13 protein-coding genes, 1 tRNA gene and 1 pseudogene are annotated in these 16,589 nt (G+C 70.6%); 9 read left to right on the top strand and 6 right to left on the bottom strand.

The annotated features are described in order from the left end of the window. Positions 1–458: 458 nt before the first annotated feature. The 3 genes from ABT238_RS28375 (at position 459) to ABT238_RS28365 (ending at position 2,992) form a co-directional block, all read left to right on the top strand. The gene (locus tag ABT238_RS28375; RefSeq protein WP_350798145.1) at positions 459–857 is read left to right on the top strand and encodes a hypothetical protein; all 399 of its coding nucleotides are present in this window, start codon (positions 459–461) and stop codon (positions 855–857) included. A 478-nt stretch (positions 858–1,335) separates the two neighbouring features. Continuing rightward, the gene (locus ABT238_RS28370; RefSeq protein WP_350797762.1) at positions 1,336–2,481 is read left to right on the top strand and encodes a site-specific integrase; all 1,146 of its coding nucleotides are present in this window, start codon (positions 1,336–1,338) and stop codon (positions 2,479–2,481) included. After that, positions 2,447–2,992 (top strand): hypothetical protein, encoded by a 546-nt coding sequence (locus tag ABT238_RS28365; RefSeq protein ID WP_350797744.1) that lies wholly within the window; start codon positions 2,447–2,449, stop codon positions 2,990–2,992. Before ABT238_RS28370 ends, ABT238_RS28365 begins: the two co-directional genes overlap by 35 nt. Here ABT238_RS28365 and ABT238_RS28360 read toward each other — a convergent pair. After that, on the bottom strand, positions 2,949–3,740 hold the full coding sequence (locus ABT238_RS28360; protein ID WP_350797733.1) for an IS5 family transposase: 792 nt from the start codon (positions 3,738–3,740) through the stop codon (positions 2,949–2,951). The genes ABT238_RS28365 and ABT238_RS28360 overlap by 44 nt on opposite strands. A 1,194-nt stretch (positions 3,741–4,934) precedes the next feature. Next, positions 4,935–5,008: transfer RNA gene (locus ABT238_RS28355), tRNA-Gly, on the bottom strand. 261 nt (positions 5,009–5,269) lie between these two features. Here ABT238_RS28355 and ABT238_RS28350 point away from each other — a divergent pair. Both ABT238_RS28350 and dcd read left to right on the top strand, forming a co-directional pair. Beyond that, positions 5,270–5,506 (top strand): hypothetical protein, encoded by a 237-nt coding sequence (locus ABT238_RS28350; protein WP_045938839.1) that lies wholly within the window; start codon positions 5,270–5,272, stop codon positions 5,504–5,506. 82 nt (positions 5,507–5,588) lie between these two features. Then, entirely contained in the window at positions 5,589–6,164 is a 576-nt protein-coding gene (gene dcd, locus ABT238_RS28345; RefSeq protein ID WP_350559081.1) for a dCTP deaminase, read from the top strand. Positions 6,165–6,237: 73 nt separating this feature from the next. Here the strand turns inward: dcd and ABT238_RS28340 are convergent, their stop codons facing one another. The 4 genes and pseudogenes from ABT238_RS28340 to ABT238_RS28325 all read right to left on the bottom strand — a co-directional run bounded on the left by ABT238_RS28340 (position 6,238) and on the right by ABT238_RS28325 (position 11,962). Beyond that, a complete protein-coding gene (locus ABT238_RS28340) occupies positions 6,238–7,128 on the bottom strand; it encodes an alanyl-tRNA editing protein (protein WP_350797705.1) in 891 nt (296 codons plus the stop codon). Positions 7,129–7,239: 111 nt separating this feature from the next. Then, entirely contained in the window at positions 7,240–8,196 is a 957-nt protein-coding gene (locus ABT238_RS28335) for a Yip1 family protein (protein ID WP_350559087.1), read from the bottom strand. Between the two features lie 148 nt (positions 8,197–8,344). Then, a pseudogene (manB, locus tag ABT238_RS28330) lies at positions 8,345–9,418 on the bottom strand (mannose-1-phosphate guanylyltransferase); the annotation flags it as partial. A gap of 321 nt (positions 9,419–9,739) precedes the next feature. Next, the gene (locus ABT238_RS28325) at positions 9,740–11,962 is read right to left on the bottom strand and encodes a (Fe-S)-binding protein (protein ID WP_350797689.1); all 2,223 of its coding nucleotides are present in this window, start codon (positions 11,960–11,962) and stop codon (positions 9,740–9,742) included. 300 nt (positions 11,963–12,262) lie between these two features. On the opposite strand from ABT238_RS28325, the gene dnaK reads away from it, so the two are divergent. The 4 genes from dnaK to ABT238_RS28305 all read left to right on the top strand — a co-directional run bounded on the left by dnaK (position 12,263) and on the right by ABT238_RS28305 (position 16,581). Then, positions 12,263–14,113, top strand: a complete 1,851-nt coding sequence (gene dnaK / locus ABT238_RS28320; RefSeq protein ID WP_350559093.1) for a molecular chaperone DnaK — start codon at positions 12,263–12,265, stop codon at positions 14,111–14,113. Beyond that, complete coding sequence (gene grpE, locus ABT238_RS28315) at positions 14,110–14,748, top strand: nucleotide exchange factor GrpE (RefSeq protein ID WP_350559096.1); 639 nt, start codon at positions 14,110–14,112, stop codon at positions 14,746–14,748. Before dnaK ends, grpE begins: the two co-directional genes overlap by 4 nt. A 158-nt stretch (positions 14,749–14,906) precedes the next feature. Further along, the gene (gene dnaJ, locus ABT238_RS28310; protein WP_350559099.1) at positions 14,907–16,058 is read left to right on the top strand and encodes a molecular chaperone DnaJ; all 1,152 of its coding nucleotides are present in this window, start codon (positions 14,907–14,909) and stop codon (positions 16,056–16,058) included. Positions 16,059–16,065: 7 nt separating this feature from the next. After that, entirely contained in the window at positions 16,066–16,581 is a 516-nt protein-coding gene (locus ABT238_RS28305) for a heat shock protein transcriptional repressor HspR (protein ID WP_350559102.1), read from the top strand. Positions 16,582–16,589 lie beyond the last annotated feature (8 nt).

Genomic DNA, 16,589 nt, shown 5'->3' with positions numbered 1-16,589 from the left:
CCCCAAGGGGAACTACAGGACGCTTTCAAGTCATTCCATTCAGTCACTATGGATACGTAGGAAGCAGGCGAAATAGGTGTACATCGATCACATGAAGAGAGATGGGGGACAACTGCGGCAACTACCCGCACCTGGCCGTAGCAGCAGCCCACTAGGTTCCGATCAGCGGCTCTTCTGACCTGAACCCGCCTACAGTTCCGGTGCGCGCCTCGCCGAGGAAGGAGTCGGGAGGCGAAGCACGACTGGGCCCAGCCTCGCGCTTTCACGATGCGGCTCGTCCGACGGGCGGTCAGGAAAGCAGAAAGTGCCTCTGACCAGCAAGAATAAGGATTGTCGAGGTCCTTGTTCCTGCCACTGTCGGAGGCACTTCCCAGGTGAGTCAGCATAGCGGGTCGTACCCGCGTGTCCGGGTCTCGGGTGGTGGCGTCGGGGTCGTCTCGCAAGCCGGCCGGATGCTGCTGGTCGAGACGGTCCGCCAGCCCGGCGGCCGATGCGACATCAAGACCCTCGCCATCGAGGCCGCCGTCGGCCGCACCGCCTTCTACGGCACCCGCCCTTACACCAACCTGCGCGAAGAGTTCGAACGCCGCCTCCAAGCCCTGCAACAGGCCGGAGAGGTCACCGACCCGCGAGAAGCCCAGATCACACGCCTGAAAGCCGAGGTCACGGCGCTGAAGGAGCGGCTGGCCCGCCCCGCGGAGACCATCGACGAGCTCGCCGACTTCCGGGCCCGGGCCCTCGCCCGGCTCGCCGCCCAGCACGACGAGATCATCCGCCTGCGCGGCACTGCCGACGCGGCCAGCCGCGTCACCCGAATCCCAACAGCCCGCACAACCACGATCGGTTCTTGCAGCTAACGGCGAGTGGGCCAGGGGCGTCTCGCTGAGCCCGACCTCGGTTCAGTTTCCGCAACCTTGGACATGGGCCACCACGATTCGTCGACTCGGATGCCACCGTGATCGCGGTCGACCAAGACGGGCGGTCGGCGGGCCACACACCGCCGCGAACGAGCCCCAGCAGCCCTGCAGCCACCCGTCGGCGTACAGCCGGCCCGCGGCCCGCAGCAGATATGGTCGCCGCCGAAGCTCTCGGCCGATGCGTCGCTCAGGTGGCGCGACGGCAAGCTCGCGGGGCTCGAAGGCCGCCGAGCCGAGGCATCCGCACCGTGCCTATGAGGTCCAGACTGGTCGCAGAAACACCTATCCGTAGCCGCGGGCTCGACGACCTGAAGATCACAGCACGACCCGTGAAACGGCCGTGCTACCGATCCGGCGACGCGACGATCCTCCGCCTCCGCGCTCGACCTGCGGTTGCCGTCCGCCGAGGAGGACCGCCATGACCCGCAAGCCGAAGAAGACGCGGCGCGGCTTCGGCAACATCCGCCAGTACCGCTCCGGCCGCTGGAGCGCGACCTACACCGACCGTAACGGCCAAACGCAGCGGTCCCCCGAGACCTTCGACACCGAACTCGACGCCATGACCTGGCTCGCGCTCGTCCGGGCCGACCTCGCCCACGGCCGCCGCACACCGAGCGCCTCCCCGCTCAAGGGCGTCCTGTTCAAGGACTACGCCAAGGACTGGATCGACAACCGCCCCCTGATGCCTACCACCCGTGGGCTCTACCAGCGCCTGCTGCACGCACACCTCCTGCCCGCCTTCGGCAACGTACCCGTCCCCCGCATCACCTACGCGAAGGTCCGCGCCTGGAACACCGAACAGCGCGGCACGACCGGGCCCTCGGTCGCCGCCAAGACCTACCGGCTGCTGAAGGCCATCATGGAAACCGCCGTCGCCGACGACGAGACCATCCTCCGCAACCCCTGCCGCATCCGCGGCGCCGGCAGCGAATACCCCGCCGAACGCGGCGTCGCCACCATCGCCCAGGTCTTCGCACTTGCCGACCATGTCGGCGACCGATGGCGGCTCCTCGTCCTGCTCGCCGCGTTCGCCACCCTGCGGCCCGAGGAACTCGCCGCCCTGCGCCGCGAGGACATCGACCTCGCCCGGCGCCTGCTCAGGATCCACTCCGCCTCACCGGAACTCGCCAACGGCAGACGCGCCACCGGACGCCCCAAATCCAGAGCCGGAACACGCACCGTCCACCTGCCGGCCTCCCTCGACGACGCACTCCGCCTGCACATGGACCACTACGCCGAACCCGGGCCCCTCGGACTCGTCTTCGTCGGAGAGAAAGGCGCCCCCTACCGGCGCTCCACCTTCGACCGAAAGTTCCACGAGGCCCGCGCCCGCGTCGCAGGCCTGCCGACGAACTTCACCTTCTACGACCTGCGCCACACCGGGAACACCTTCCTCGCCCAGGAGAACACCAGCCTTAGTGGCTGTTGTCTTTCTGGGCTTGAGTGCTGCGTTTCCGCAGTTCAGGTCTGGGGTCGGCGGTGTCGGGGAGTGGTGACCTGTCGTGTTGTCGCTCTGCTGGAGGTCGGGGATGCCGTCGGTCGTGGGGCTGCTGGAACAGCGTGAGCTGACCGCTCGCCGTCGTGTGGACGCGCTGCGGGAGGAGGCGGACCGTATCCAGGCCGAGCTGGTCGTGGCCGAGCGGGAGTGGAACGAGTGGGTCATCGCCCGTTCACGCGTCGGCGAGGTGCTGTCCCCGTGCGCAGAGAACGTCGCCGGCCCGGATGCCGCCGACGAGTCGTCGGATCGCGGTGAACCGCCCGCGCTTCCTGCGTCTTCGCAGGCGGCGAAGCCGAAGTCGGTGGTGCCGATATGGCGTGCGGGTCTGGCCCGGTCGGCACTGTCGGCGGACTACCAGCGCATCGTGCAGGCTCTCGCGGACCGAGTCCGGCTCGGTCAAGGCCCGCTGACCTGCCAGGAGATGGCCGACTGCTTCGGCCTGGAACCGGTGCCCGCGAAGATCGAGGCGTTGCGGTCGAAGGCGAAGCGGCTGACCGCGCGCGGGTGGCTGGCCGAGCCGGCGCCGGGCCGGTTCACGCTCGCGAAGAGCCTGGCCGGGCAAGGCGGCGGGTCATGAGCTGCGTCATCGACCAGTAGACCATCGCCTCCGCGCTGCCGGTGGACCGCTCGAAGTCCCGCACGAGGCGGCGGCTTCGCATCAGGTGGGCGAAGAACCGCTCCACGATCCAGCGCTTGGGCAGCACGACGAAGCCGCGCATGTCGTCACTGCGCTTGATGATGGCCAGGACCAGAGCGAGGACGGTGAGGCCGTACTCGACGAGGCTGCCCGTGTAGCCGCCGTCGGCCCAGACCAGCGCCAGCCGGTGATGCGCGGCAGCCACCTGGGCGAGCAGAACCTGCCCGGCGGCGCGGTCGCCGATGTCCGCGGCGGTGACCATCACCCCCAGCAGCAGGCCGAGGGTGTCGACCACGGCGTGCCGCTTGCGGCCGTTGATCAGCTTGCCGCCGTCGAAACCGCGGCTGTCACGGCCGACGACGGCGTCCGCCTTGATGGACTGGGAGTCCATCACGCCCGCGCTCGGCTCCGGATCCCGCCCGGCCTGCTCGCGGACCTTGGGGCGGAGCCGGTCGTGGAACTCCCGGACCAGACCGTGGTCGCGCCAGCGGCGGAAGAACGTGTAGACCCGGTCCCACGGCGGGAAGTCGGCCGACATGGCCCGCCACTTGATGCCGTTGTCGACGAGGTAGCGGATCGCGTCCAACATCGCGCGGTGGCAGTACGCCTCCGGCTGCCCGCCCCGCCCGCGCAGCCAGCCCGGCACCGGCAGCAGCGGCCGCACCACCGCCCACTCCGCATCGGACATGTCCGTCGGGTAGCGGCGCGCACGGACCCCGTGGTCGGCGGCGTTCCCGAACCGGTGTGCCAGGCAGTCACACGCGAGAGTGACCGAAGTGGACCCCGCTCCCACGATGCCGTAGAAATGCGACAACAGAGCCTCCTGGACCGCTCTTTGGCGTAGACACCCTTCGAGCTACCAAGAGGCCTTGCTTTCATGCACGGCGTCCGCCGGACTCACCCGATCGAGCCTCCCGTTCGACCGGCACCCCTCAAGATATGACCGGTGCCGGTCACTGAGCTCGTGAGTCCAAGGTGCCGGGCGGGGTTCAGCGGGTAGTCGTCATCGCCGGAAGAGCTGAGGGTAGGGACAGGCGTCCAGGGGCCCCGCAGGCCGGTCCGCCCAGTGCCACCAGATGTGACCCGCCGAACACTTCCAGGCATGACGGCACACGCGCTGTTGGTCCTCGTCGCGGAGAGACAGGACCAGGCCCAGGCTCCTCAGCGGTTGCCCGCAGTCGGGGCAGGTCAGCAGCTCAGGAGTGTGGTCCACGGCGCACAGGCTAGCCCACCCGATCCAGACTCCCGTTCGATCAACACTCCTCAAGATCGGAACGACAACAGCCACTAAGGTCGCCAGCCTGTCGGGGCTACATCAGGTACGGCTGCCAGATGACTCGGCCGAGACAGACATGGGCCGTGGGTGGCAGGCGGTAGCTGCCGCCCGTGGCGTCGGCAGCAAGAACCGATCGGCAGCCGGGACCTGGCACTGCCGCGCATTGCACCCGACCAGAAGCGAACGTGGCCCCTAAACTCTGAGCCTGGAAGGCTCAGAGCTCCGGATCGGGCACGGAGGCGGCGGGACACGGGATCCGCTGCCGGCGGCGGACCCCTTGCGCTACTCGTGCGCTACTCGTGCACACCGACGACCAGGCCGCTTTCACCCACCCGCCAAGGGCCGAACCGGGACACGCGCGGAAGTGGACGTGCGCCGGCGAAGCCTGGGAACCCCTCGAAGAGTCCGGTCAAGTCCCTATCCAGAAACGGCATGTGGCGTGGATACAGGTCCGGCCTCAGAAGCCTCCGGGGCCCGGAGTCGGCGACACCGACTGCGAGGCTCGTGCCGCACCCTGGAGAAGCGGAGAAAACCAAGCTCATAGCTTACGCCCGCATTGGTCTAGACAACGAACAAGCCCCAGGCCTCTGACCTGGGGCTTTACGCTGGAGCGGGCGACGAGAATCGAACTCGCGCTCTAAGCTTGGGAAGCTCATGTTCTACCATTAAACTACGCCCGCCTGATGAGCCGTCAGAAACCGCTCGATCTGTCCCTCACTGTACCCCATCCGTGACGCCAGCCGCACAGGTGGGTGGTGGTTGTGGCGCGGCGGCGGGGGTGGGGGCGGGGGCGTACTGTGTGGGCCGCGTGAGAGTGCCCCGGCGGGTGGGCGCGGGCGGCGAGCCTTGGTGTGGAATGTCCGGTACATCCCCTAATGTGACGCTGGTCCCGGGGGCTCCGCCGTTCGGGGCGACGAGTACGGGTGAGTACTGGGGTAAGGATGGGAAGGGGATCGATGGAGCAGCGCGCCGTCGTTCGTTGTGCCGAGGGGCACCTGTTCAGCACCACCACGTTCCCGATGCAGAACCTCGGACCCGGTCGGCTGGGGCCCGGCCGGCTGATCAGGTGTCCGCAGTGCGGACGGCTGCGGAGTTCGGTGCTGGCCGACGTACGGGAGCTGTCCGAGCCGCAACTGGCCCGGGCGCTGCGGCTGGAGGCCGCGGAGTTCCTCGCCTGACGAGGGCGGACACGGGAGAGAAGTGACAGGTGCGGCCCCGGGCGATTCGTCCGGGGCCGCGTCGTGCACGTAACCTCGAAGCGTGCTGCTCTCTGACAAGGACATCCGGACCGAGATCGACAACGGCCGGGTGGTGATCGATCCGTTCGACCCCGCGATGATCCAGCCGTCGAGCATCGACGTGCGACTGGACCGCTTCTTCCGGGTCTTCGAGAACCACCGCTACCCGCACATCGACCCCTCCGAGGAGCAGCCGGACCTGACCCGGCTGGTCGAGCCGGAGGGCGACGAGGCGTTCATCCTGCACCCGGGCGAGTTCGTGCTGGCGTCGACCTACGAGGTCATCACGCTGCCGGATGACGTCGCCTCGCGGCTGGAGGGCAAGTCGAGCCTGGGCCGGCTCGGGCTGCTGACGCACTCCACGGCCGGCTTCATCGACCCGGGTTTCAGCGGGCACGTCACGCTGGAGCTGTCGAACGTCGCGACGCTGCCGATCAAGCTCTACCCGGGGATGAAGATCGGGCAGCTCTGCCTGTTCCGGCTCTCCTCGCCGTCGGAGCACCCGTACGGCTCGGAGCGGTACGGCTCGCGGTACCAGGGGCAGCGCGGTCCGACGCCGTCGCGCTCCTACCTGAACTTCCACCGTACGGACGTCTGAGCAGGACGAGGACAGGACGAAGAGCGCACGGTGCGGGCGGTCACCCTTCCGGGGGTGACCGCCCGCCGGCGTCTCAGGCGCGCTTCGGGCGGGTGACCGCGACCAGTTCGCTGCCGTCCTCGGAGAGGTTCAGCTCGGTGCGGAGCCCGGCCAGCTCGCCCAGGTGGTGCAGGTGGGTGCCGCCGCAGAAGATCTGCGCCGCGCCCTCGGGCAGCTCGCAGTGCCACTGGCGGCGGGCGGTCAGCTCCGGGCCGGGGACGTCGATGCGCACCGGGGCGTCGGCGGCGACCCAGGAGGCCAGCCGGCTGTTGACGGCCTCGGTGAGCCCGGGCAGGGCGTCGGCGAGCGCCGGGAGGTCCTCGGTGGCCTCGGTGGTGAAGCCCTTCTTGCGCAGCGACTTGCCGAGCCGGTAGGTGTCGGTGCTCGCCTCGGTGTCCATCACCGAGCTCGCCATGGCGAGGCTGTCGAAGTCCGGGTGGCCGAAGGCGTCGGAGCGGCCCGGGTCCTTGCGCCAGCGCGGCGCGAGCGCCTCGTTGAGGGCGAGGGCGAGCAGGTGGCAGCCGCTGTGCGAGGCGCTCAGCGCGGCGCGGCGCCCGGCGTCCACGGCGAGGACGGCGGTGCGGCCGACGAGGTCGCCCGGGTCGGCCGCGAGGACGTGCAGGACCAGCCAGGACCACTCCTCGTCGCCGCGCCGGACCGGGATGTCGGCGCCGACCAGCGGCGCGCCGCCGTCCGGGCCCACCGCGCCGGTGAGGCAGTCGACGACGGCCAGCTCGACGCCGTCCACGGTGAGGGTGCCGAGGTCGGCGGGCTGGTCGGGCCAGGTGTGGTCGAGCGGGTGGAACGGGGTCGCCCCGGTGACCACGGCGTAGCGGCCGTCGCCCATCGGGTGCACCGCGAGCACCGTCGACTCGCCGGTCACCGCCCCGGCCGGGAAGCTGACGTGGGTGGTGGGGAGGGTCATGCCTGGCTCCGTGCGGGTGAGGGTGAACAGGTGGAAGAGGTGGAAAAACGGAACGGGCCCCGCGAGGCGAGGCCCGTCCCCATTGTCGCCGAGAGTCGGCCGCCGCCGAGGTCAGCCGAGGGTCGGCAGCTTGATCAGCACCAGCAGGGCCAGCAGCTGCAGCGCGGCCGCGCCGGCCGCCTTGCCCCAGGGCAGGTCGTGCACCCGGCGGACCATCGCGGCCAGCAGGTAGCCGCAGAGCAGCCAGGTCGCCCAGCCGACGACCTGGACGAGCAGGTTGTCGGCGGGCAGCACCAGCGCCAGCAGCAGCCGGGGCGCGTCGGTGACCCAGCCGATCAGCACGGCGAGGCCGACGGTGGACTGCCAGGGGCCGTCGCCGCCGAACTGCCGGGCCAGCCCGTACGTCACGGCTCCGAGCATCGCGCCGGCCAGGGTGAAGCCGATCGCGGCGGCGAGCATCGCGGTGAGCGCCACCGTGAAGGTCGAGTTGACCACGTCGTCGCGGGTCAGGCCGATGCCGAGCACGGCGAGGGCGCCGTACAGCAGGGAGACGGTGACGGCGGGCAGCCAGACCTGGTGGTCGCGGGTGCGGTCGAAGATCGCGGTGGGGGTGCGGAACAGGCCGGTCAGCAGCTCGCGCCAGGTCGGCCGGGGGCCGGTGACCTGCGGCGCGGACTGCCCGCCGGCCCGGTAGACGGCGACGTTGTCCTGGCCGTAGGCGTCCGGGTGCGAGGGCTGCTCGTACCCGTACGGCGCCTGGCCGTAGGAGGACGGCTCGCCCGCGTAGGGGTCGCCGCCGGCCGGGAAGGCCCGGGTGTGGCCCGGGTTGTCGGCCGCGTAGGGGTCCTGGTGCGGGGCCTGGTGCGGGGCACGCGGACCGTACGGGTCGTACGGCGCTCCGTACGGCTCCTGGTGCGCCCCCGGGTGCGGCCCCTGCTGCGGCCCGGTGAAGTACTCCGGCCCGTCCGTCGGCCCGTACCCCCCGGGCGCCGCCTGCTGCTGCGGGGGCGCCGACCACCCGCCACGGGGGTCGGCGCCCTGACCGCTGTCGTATCGATTGCCAGCCACGTTCCGAAGGTACCCGCCCGGCGGGCACCGCGGCGGGCGGGCACCGGACCAGGGCCGGTTTGCAGCGAGCCTGTTACCGCCGCGCGCCGACCTTCGGCCCGTGCACCGCGGCGGCGGCGCTGGTGCCGGCCGGGCATCCGCCCGGACCGGCCGAGGTGCGCACCGCGCCGACCGGCAGCAGGGTGCCGCAGGCGATCCGCACGCCGTTCGGCAGCTCGTTGTCGGACTCGACGATCGCACCGTCGCCGATCACCGCGCCGTCCAGCGCGGTGCGGTCGCCGATGGTCGCGAAGGCGCCCACGATGGAGTCCTTGACCAGGGTGTCCGGGCCGATGACGGCGCCGGGCAGGATCACGCTGCCCTCGACGATCGCGCCGGCCTCGACGACCGCGCCCTCGGAGACCACCGTGCCGCCGCTGAGCACCGCCCCGTGCCGCACGGTCGAGCCGGGCAGCAGCAGCGCGTCGCCGGTCGGGCCGGGGACGGCGGGCGAGTCGACCTTGCCGAGCACCAGGTCGGCCGAGCCGCGCACGAAGGCGGCCGGGGTGCCGAGGTCGAGCCAGTACGAGGTGTCGACCACACCGCGCAGCAGCGCGCCGGTGGCCAGCAGCTCGGGGAAGGTCTCGCGCTCGACGGAGACCTCGCGGCCGGCCGGGATGCGGTCGATGACCGAGCGGGTGAAGACGTAGCAGCCGGCGTTGATCTGGTCGGTGACGATCTGCTCGGGCGTCTCCGGCTTCTCCAGGAACTCCAGCACCCGCCCGTCGGCGTCGGTGGGCACGAGCCCGAAGGCGCGCGGGTCCTCGACCCGGGTGAGGTGCAGGGTGACGTCGGCCCCGGCGGCCACGTGGCCGTCGCGCAGGGCGGCGATGTCGACGCCGGAGAGGATGTCGCCGTTGAACACCAGGACCGGCTCGTCGGGGCCGCAGGTGAGCCCGGTGGCCGCGTTGCGGATGGCGCCGCCGGTGCCGAGCGGCTCGCGCTCGGTCAGGTAGACCAGCTCGATGCCGTAGGGCGTGCCGTCCTGGAAGTGGTCCTCGAAGACCTCGGCGAGGTAGGAGGTGGCGAGCACCACGCGGGTGACCCCGGCCGCCGCCGCGCGGGCCAGCTGGTGCGCGATGAACGGGACGCCTGCCACCGGCAGCATGGGCTTGGGGGTGTGGGTGGTCAGCGGACGCAGTCGCGTGCCCTTACCACCGACCAGCATGATCGCCTCGGTCATGGTCTGCGCTGTTCCCCTTGTGGTCTCTGCGGCCCGGCCCGCGGGCCGATACCTCCGTCGGTGTGCTGGACGCCGTTCCGGGGGCCGGAACGGATCGACCGGCTCGCGGCCGGTCCGGCGCCTACTGTATTTCCTTCCGACCGAGCGGCCCCCCGGCGGCCCGGTGGTCGGCGCCCCGGCCGGTGCCCGCGCCGCGGCCGCCGGAGCGGAAAAGCCCGGCCCGGGCGGGCGCTGGCGGCGCCCCCCGGGCCGGGGTGGTTGTTGCAGAACTGTCGAACAACCGGGCCGGTTCCACGGCCCCGTCGGTGTGTCGGGCGCGCCTCAGGCGTCGACGGTCTGCGGCTCCTCGGCCCCGGCCGGCGGGATCGCCTTGACCGAGTCGAGCAGCAGCTGGGCGACGTCGACGACCTTCAGGTGCTCCTTGGCCGCGCCCTCGTTCTTCTTGCCGTTGACCGAGTCGGAGAGCATGACGAGGCAGAACGGGCAGGCGGTGGAGACGATGTCCGGGTTGAGGGACAGCGCCTCGTCGACGCGCTCGGTGTTGATCCGCTTGCCGATGCGCTCCTCCATCCACATCCGCGCGCCGCCGGCGCCGCAGCAGAAGCCGCGCTCCTTGTGGCGGTGCATCTCCTGCTGGCGCAGCCCCGGGACCTTGTCCATGATCTCGCGCGGCGGGCTGTAGACCTTGTTGTGGCGGCCCAGGTAGCAGGGGTCGTGGTAGGTGATGAGGCCCTCGACCGGGTTGACCGGCACCAGCTTGCCCTCGTCGATGAGGTGCTGCAGCAGCTGGGTGTGGTGGATGACCTCGAAGTGGCCGCCGAGCTGCGGGTACTCGTTGGCGATGGTGTTGAAGCAGTGCGGGCAGGTCGCCACGATCCGCTTGACCGGGGCGTCCTCGAGCGCCGCGTTCAGGGTCTCGACGTTCTGCGCGCCGAGCATCTGGAAGAGGAACTCGTTGCCCAGGCGGCGGGCGGAGTCACCGGTGCAGGACTCCTCCTTGCCGAGGATCGCGAACTTCACGCCGGCGGTGTGCAGCAGCTCGGCGAAGGCCTTGGTGGTCTTCTTCGCGCGGTCCTCCAGGGCGCCGGCGCAGCCCACCCAGTACAGGTACTCGACCTCGGCGGGGTCGATGTCCTCGCCGATCACCGGCACCTCGATGCCGGTCTCCTTCTTGAGCTCCTTGACCCAGTCCAGACGGGCCTTGGTGGCCATGCCCCAGGGGTTGCCCTTGTTCTCCAGGTTCTTGAGCATGGTGCCGGCCTCGGTGGGGAACGAGGACTCGATCATCACCTGGTAGCGGCGCATGTCGACGATGTGGTCGATGTGCTCGATGTCGACGGGGCACTGCTCGACGCAGGCGCCGCAGGTGGTGCAGGACCACAGCACGTCGGGGTCGATGACGCCGTTCTCCTCGGCGGTGCCGACCAGCGGGCGCTCGGCCTCGGCCAGGGCGGCCGCGGGGACGTCCTTGAGCTGCTCGGCGGTGGCCTTCTCGGTGCCCTCCATGTCCTTGCCGCCGCCGGCGAGCAGGTAGGGGGCCTTGCCGAAGGCGTGCTCGCGCAGGCTCATGATCAGCAGCTTGGGCGACAGCGGCTTGCCGGTGTTCCAGGCCGGGCACTGCGACTGGCAGCGGCCGCACTCGGTGCAGGTGGAGAAGTCGAGGATGCCCTTCCAGGAGAAGTGCTCGACCTGGGAGACGCCGAAGACGGCGTCGTCGGCCGGGTCCTCGAAGTCGATCGGCTGCCCGCCGCTGGTCATCGGGCGCAGTTCGCCGAGCGCGGTGGAGCCGTCCTCCTCGCGCTTGAAGTAGATGTTGAAGAAGCCCAGGAAGCGGTGCCAGGCGACGCCCATGGAGGGGTTGATGCCGATGGTGATCGCCCAGGCGAAGGAGATGCTGATCTTCAGCATCGCGAAGAGGTAGACCAGGTTCTCCAGGGTGCTGTGGGACAGGCCGCGGAAGGCCACCACCAGCGGGTAGGAGATCAGGTACGTGGCCTCGTAGGAGCCGACGTTCTCCAGCGCGCCCTCCAGGCCGCGCAGGATCATGATGCACAGGCCGATGCCGAGGATCGTGTACTCGACGTAGAAGGCCTGCCAGGCGATCGAGCCGGCGAAGCGGGACTTGCGGCCCGCCCGGCCGGGCAGGCTCAGCAGGCGGATCACGATCAGCGTCGCGATGCCCAGCGTGGTGAGGGTGCCGACCAGCTCGGTGAACAGCTCGTACGGCAGCCAGCCGCCGAGCACCGGCAGCACGAACTCGGCGTCGAACAGCTGGAAGAAGGCGGTCAGCAGGGTCAGGCCCAGGGTGAAGAAGCCGACCGCGACGAACCAGTGGGCGATGCCGACGATCCCCCAGCGGTTCATCCGGGTGTGGCCGACGAACTCCACGGCCACGGTCTTCACCCGCTGCGCGGGCTGCCCGAAGCGGGTGGCGTCCGGCTGGCCGGTGCGCACCACCCGGTAGATGTACAGCGCCGCACGAGCGGCGAGCGCGGTGCCGACCACGAATGTGACCAGCGAGATGACGATCGCTGCTAGCTGCATCGGCTCTCCGTCTCCTGCGGCTTGCGTGTTACGGGTGTGCGGTGTCCCCGAGGGGCAGTGTACTCGTCGGTAACTTCCAGGGCCGACGGCCCGGACATTACCGTTCGCCAACACTTCTCCTGAAGATGCTCAAGGTATGGCGGCAGTCACGCGCGCGCACGCGCGGCCCGGCCGGCCCGTCGCATCCGGAGGAACGGCTCAGCAAAGTTGAGCGAACCGGACTCATCCCTGTTGACGGCACCTACTTGGTCATGCATCCTTGAGCCCGTAAAGCTCAACTCTTCCGTGGAGGTATCTACGATGGCACGCGCGGTCGGCATCGACCTCGGCACGACGAACTCGGTCGTCAGCGTTCTGGAGGGTGGCGAGCCCACCGTCATCACGAACGCCGAGGGCGCGCGGACCACGCCGTCCGTCGTCGCCTTCGCGAAGAACGGCGAGGTGCTCGTCGGCGAGGTGGCCAAGCGCCAGGCGGTCACCAACGTCGACCGCACCATCCGCTCGGTCAAGCGCCACATGGGCACCAGCTGGAAGATCGGGCTGGACGGCAAGGACTTCAACCCGCAGCAGATCAGCGCCTTCGTGCTGCAGAAGCTGAAGCGGGACGCCGAGGCCTACCTGGGCGAGCAGGTCACCGACGCCGTCATCACCGTTCCGGCGTACTTCTCCGACTCCGAGCGCCAGGCCACCAAGGAGGCCGGTGAGATCGCGGGCCTCAACGTCCTGCGCATCGTCAACGAGCCGACCGCGGCCGCCCTGGCCTACGGCCTGGACAAGGACGACCAGACCATCCTGGTCTTCGACCTCGGCGGCGGCACCTTCGACGTCTCCCTGCTGGAGATCGGCGACGGGGTCGTCGAGGTGAAGGCCACCAACGGTGACAACCACCTCGGTGGTGACGACTGGGACCAGAAGATCGTCGACCACCTGGTCAAGGTCTTCCAGGCCGGCCACGGCGTGGACCTGTCCAAGGACAAGATGGCCCTGCAGCGTCTGCGCGAGGCCGCCGAGAAGGCCAAGATCGAGCTGTCCTCGTCCTCCGAGACCTCGATCAACCTGCCCTACATCACGGCCTCCGCCGAGGGCCCGCTGCACCTGGACGAGAAGCTCACCCGGGCCCAGTTCCAGCAGCTGACCTCCGACCTGCTGGAGCGCTGCAAGATCCCGTTCCACAACGTGATCAAGGACGCCGGCATCTCGCTCTCCGAGATCGACCACGTCGTCCTCGTCGGCGGCTCCACCCGCATGCCGGCCGTCGCCGAGCTCGTCCGCGAGCTGACCGGCGGCAAGGACGCCAACAAGGGCGTCAACCCGGACGAGGTCGTCGCCATCGGCGCCGCGCTCCAGGCCGGTGTCCTCAAGGGCGAGGTCAAGGACGTCCTGCTGCTCGACGTCACCCCGCTGTCCCTCGGCATCGAGACCAAGGGCGGCATCATGACCAAGCTGATCGAGCGCAACACCACGATCCCGACCAAGCGCTCGGAGATCTTCACCACGGCCGAGGACAACCAGCCGTCCGTGCAGATCCAGGTCTACCAGGGCGAGCGCGAGATCGCCGCGTACAACAAGAAGCTCGGCATGTTCGAGCTGACCGGCCTGCCGCCGGCCCCGCGCGGCCTGCCCCAGATCGAGGTCACCTTCGACATCGACGCCAACGGCATCATGCACGTCGGCGCGAAGGACCTCGGCACCGGCAAGGAGCAGAAGATGACCGTCACCGGCGGCTCCGCGCTGCCGAAGGACGACATCGAGCGCATGATGCGCGAGGCCGAGCAGTACGCGGAGGAGGACCACAAGCGCCGCGAGGCCGTGGAGACCCGCAACCAGGCCGAGCAGCTCGTCTACTCCACCGAGAAGTTCATCGCCGACAACGCCGACAAGCTGCCGGCCGACGTCAAGACCGAGGTCGAGACCGCCATCGGCGAGCTCAAGGAGGCCCTGAAGGGCGAGGACATCGCGAAGATCCGCGAGGCCTCGGAGAAGGTCTCCACCACCGCCCAGAAGCTCGGCCAGGCGCTGTACGCCAACGCCGACGCCGCCGGTGCGGCCGGTGCGGGCGCGGGTGCCCCCGGTGACGCCGGTGCCAAGGACGACGACGTCGTCGACGCCGAGATCGTGGACGACGAGAAGCCCAAGGGCGGTGCGGCATGACGGAGAAGCCGCAGGGTGCCCAGCCCGGCGACGACTCCGCCGCCGAGGAGGCCGTGATCAAGGCGGCCGAGGAGGCCGCCGCGGCCGGGGCCGAGGGCTCCGCCGCCTCCGGCACGGAGGCGCTGGCCGCGGCCAAGCGCGAGCTGGCCGAGCGCACCGGCGACCTCCAGCGCCTCCAGGCCGAGTACCAGAACTACCGCAAGCGGGTCGAGCGCGACCGGCTGACGGTCCGCGAGATCGCCGTCTCCAACATCCTGGAGTCGCTGATCCCGGTGCTGGACGACATCGGCCGCGCCCGCGACCACGGCGAGGTGACGGGCGGCTTCAAGTCCGTCGCGGAGTCGCTGGAGACGGTCGTCGCCAAGCTGGGCCTGCAGCAGTTCGGCAAGGAGGGCGAGCCCTTCGACCCGACCATGCACGAGGCACTGATGCACAGTTACTCCTCGGAGGTCACCGAGGACACCTGCGTCCAGATCCTCCAGCCCGGCTACCGGATCGGCGAGCGGATCATCCGCCCGGCGATGGTCGCGGTCGCGGAGCCCCAGCCGGGCACCCAGAGCACGTCCGGCCCGGACGCCGACCCGGCCAAGGGCGGGGACGGGAAGGACCAGGCCGACGGTGGCTCGGACAGCTGACCGGCGGTGACAGCTGACAACCCCCGCGCTGCGGAGTCGTACGCCGGCCAGTACGGCGGCCGGCTCCGCAGCGCGTTGTCGATCTGCCCGGGCACGGACCACCGTGTCCGGCGCGTTGACAGCACAGTGACGATGGACCTCGGGAGGTGGCGCCGGCCATGAGCGGCAAGGACTACGTGGAGAAGGACTACTACAAGGTCCTCGGCGTGCCCAAGGACGCCAGCGCCACGGAGATCAAGAAGACCTACCGCAAGCTGGCGCGCGAGTTCCACCCCGACGCCAACAAGGGCGACACCAAGGCCGAGGAACGCTTCAAGGACATCTCCGAGGCGTACGACGTCCTCTCCGACGAGAAGCGCCGCAAGGAGTACGACGAGGCCCGCAGCCTGTTCGCCAACGGCGGCTTCCGCCCGGGCGGCCCCGGCGGCACCGGCAGCTACAGCTTCGACTTCGGCGACCTCTTCAGCGGCAGCCAGGGCGGCGCCGGCGGCGGGATCGGCGACGTCTTCGGCGGCCTGTTCAACCGCGGCGGCCGGCAGGCCCAGCCGCGCCGCGGCGCCGACGTCGAGACCGAGGTGACGCTCTCCTTCGAGGAGGCCGTCGACGGTGCCACCGTCCCGCTGCGGATGACCAGTCAGGCCCCCTGCCGGCTCTGCAACGGCACCGGCGCCAAGTCCGGCACCACCCCGCGGGTCTGTCCGACCTGCGTCGGCTCCGGCACGGTCAGCCGCGGCCAGGGCGCCTTCGCGCTCTCCGAGCCCTGCCGGGACTGCCGCGGCCGCGGCATGATCGTCGACGACCCGTGCCCGGACTGCCACGGCAGCGGCCGCGCCAGCTCCGCCCGCACCATGCAGGTCCGGATCCCGGCCGGCGTCCAGGACGCCCAGCGGATCCGCCTCAAGGGCAAGGGCGCCCAGGGCGAGCGCGGCGGCCAGCCCGGCGACCTGTACGTCACCGTCCACGTCGACCCGCACCCGGTCTTCGGGCGCAAGGGCGACAACCTGACCGTGACCGTCCCGGTCACCTTCCCCGAGGCCGCGCTCGGCGGCACCATCGAGGTGCCGACCCTGAACGGACCGTCGGTGAAGCTCAAGCTGCCCCCGGGCAGTGCCAACGGCCTCACCCTGCGGGCCCGCGGCAAGGGCGCCACCCGCAAGGACGGCACCCGTGGCGACCTCCTGGTCACCATGGAGGTCGTGGTCCCCCAGCAGGTCACCGGCGACGCCCTGACCGCTCTGGAGCAGTACCGCGAGGCGACCGCCTCCGACGACCCGCGAGCCGCTCTCTTCCGGGCGGCGAAGGGAGCGTGACGACCAGATGACCCCCGACGACCCCATCGGCCCCGGCCTCGGCGACGGCCTCCCCGGTGGCGGCGGCCCCCGCCGCACCACCCGGCGGACCGCCCCGCAGCCCCAGTACGTGCTCACCGAGGAGACCCCGGTCTACGTGATCTCGGTGGCCGCCGAGCTCTCCGGCCTGCACCCGCAGACCCTCCGTCAGTACGACCGGCTCGGCCTGGTCAGCCCGGACCGCACCGCCGGCCGCGGCCGCCGCTACTCCGCGCGCGACATCCAGCAGCTGCGCGAGGTCCAGCGGCTCTCCCAGGACGAGGGCATCAACCTGGCCGGCATCAAGCGGATCATCGAGCTGGAGAACCAGGTCACCGCCCTCCAGTCGCGGATCGCCGAACTGGTCGACTCGCTGGAGGGCGCCGCCACCGCCCTGCAGCAGCGCGAGGCCACCATCCACGCCTCCTACCGCCGCGACCTCGTCCCCTACCAGCCGCCCACCCCGCACTCCAGCGCCCTCGTCGTCTGGCGCCCCAAGCGCTGACGGCCGGC

This window comes from Kitasatospora sp. NPDC001527, from assembly GCF_040298605.1.
In the GTDB taxonomy this organism is placed as follows: domain Bacteria; phylum Actinomycetota; class Actinomycetes; order Streptomycetales; family Streptomycetaceae; genus Kitasatospora.
Note: the sequence above shows the minus strand (reverse complement) of the source record. Positions and strands in the feature narration are given on the sequence as shown.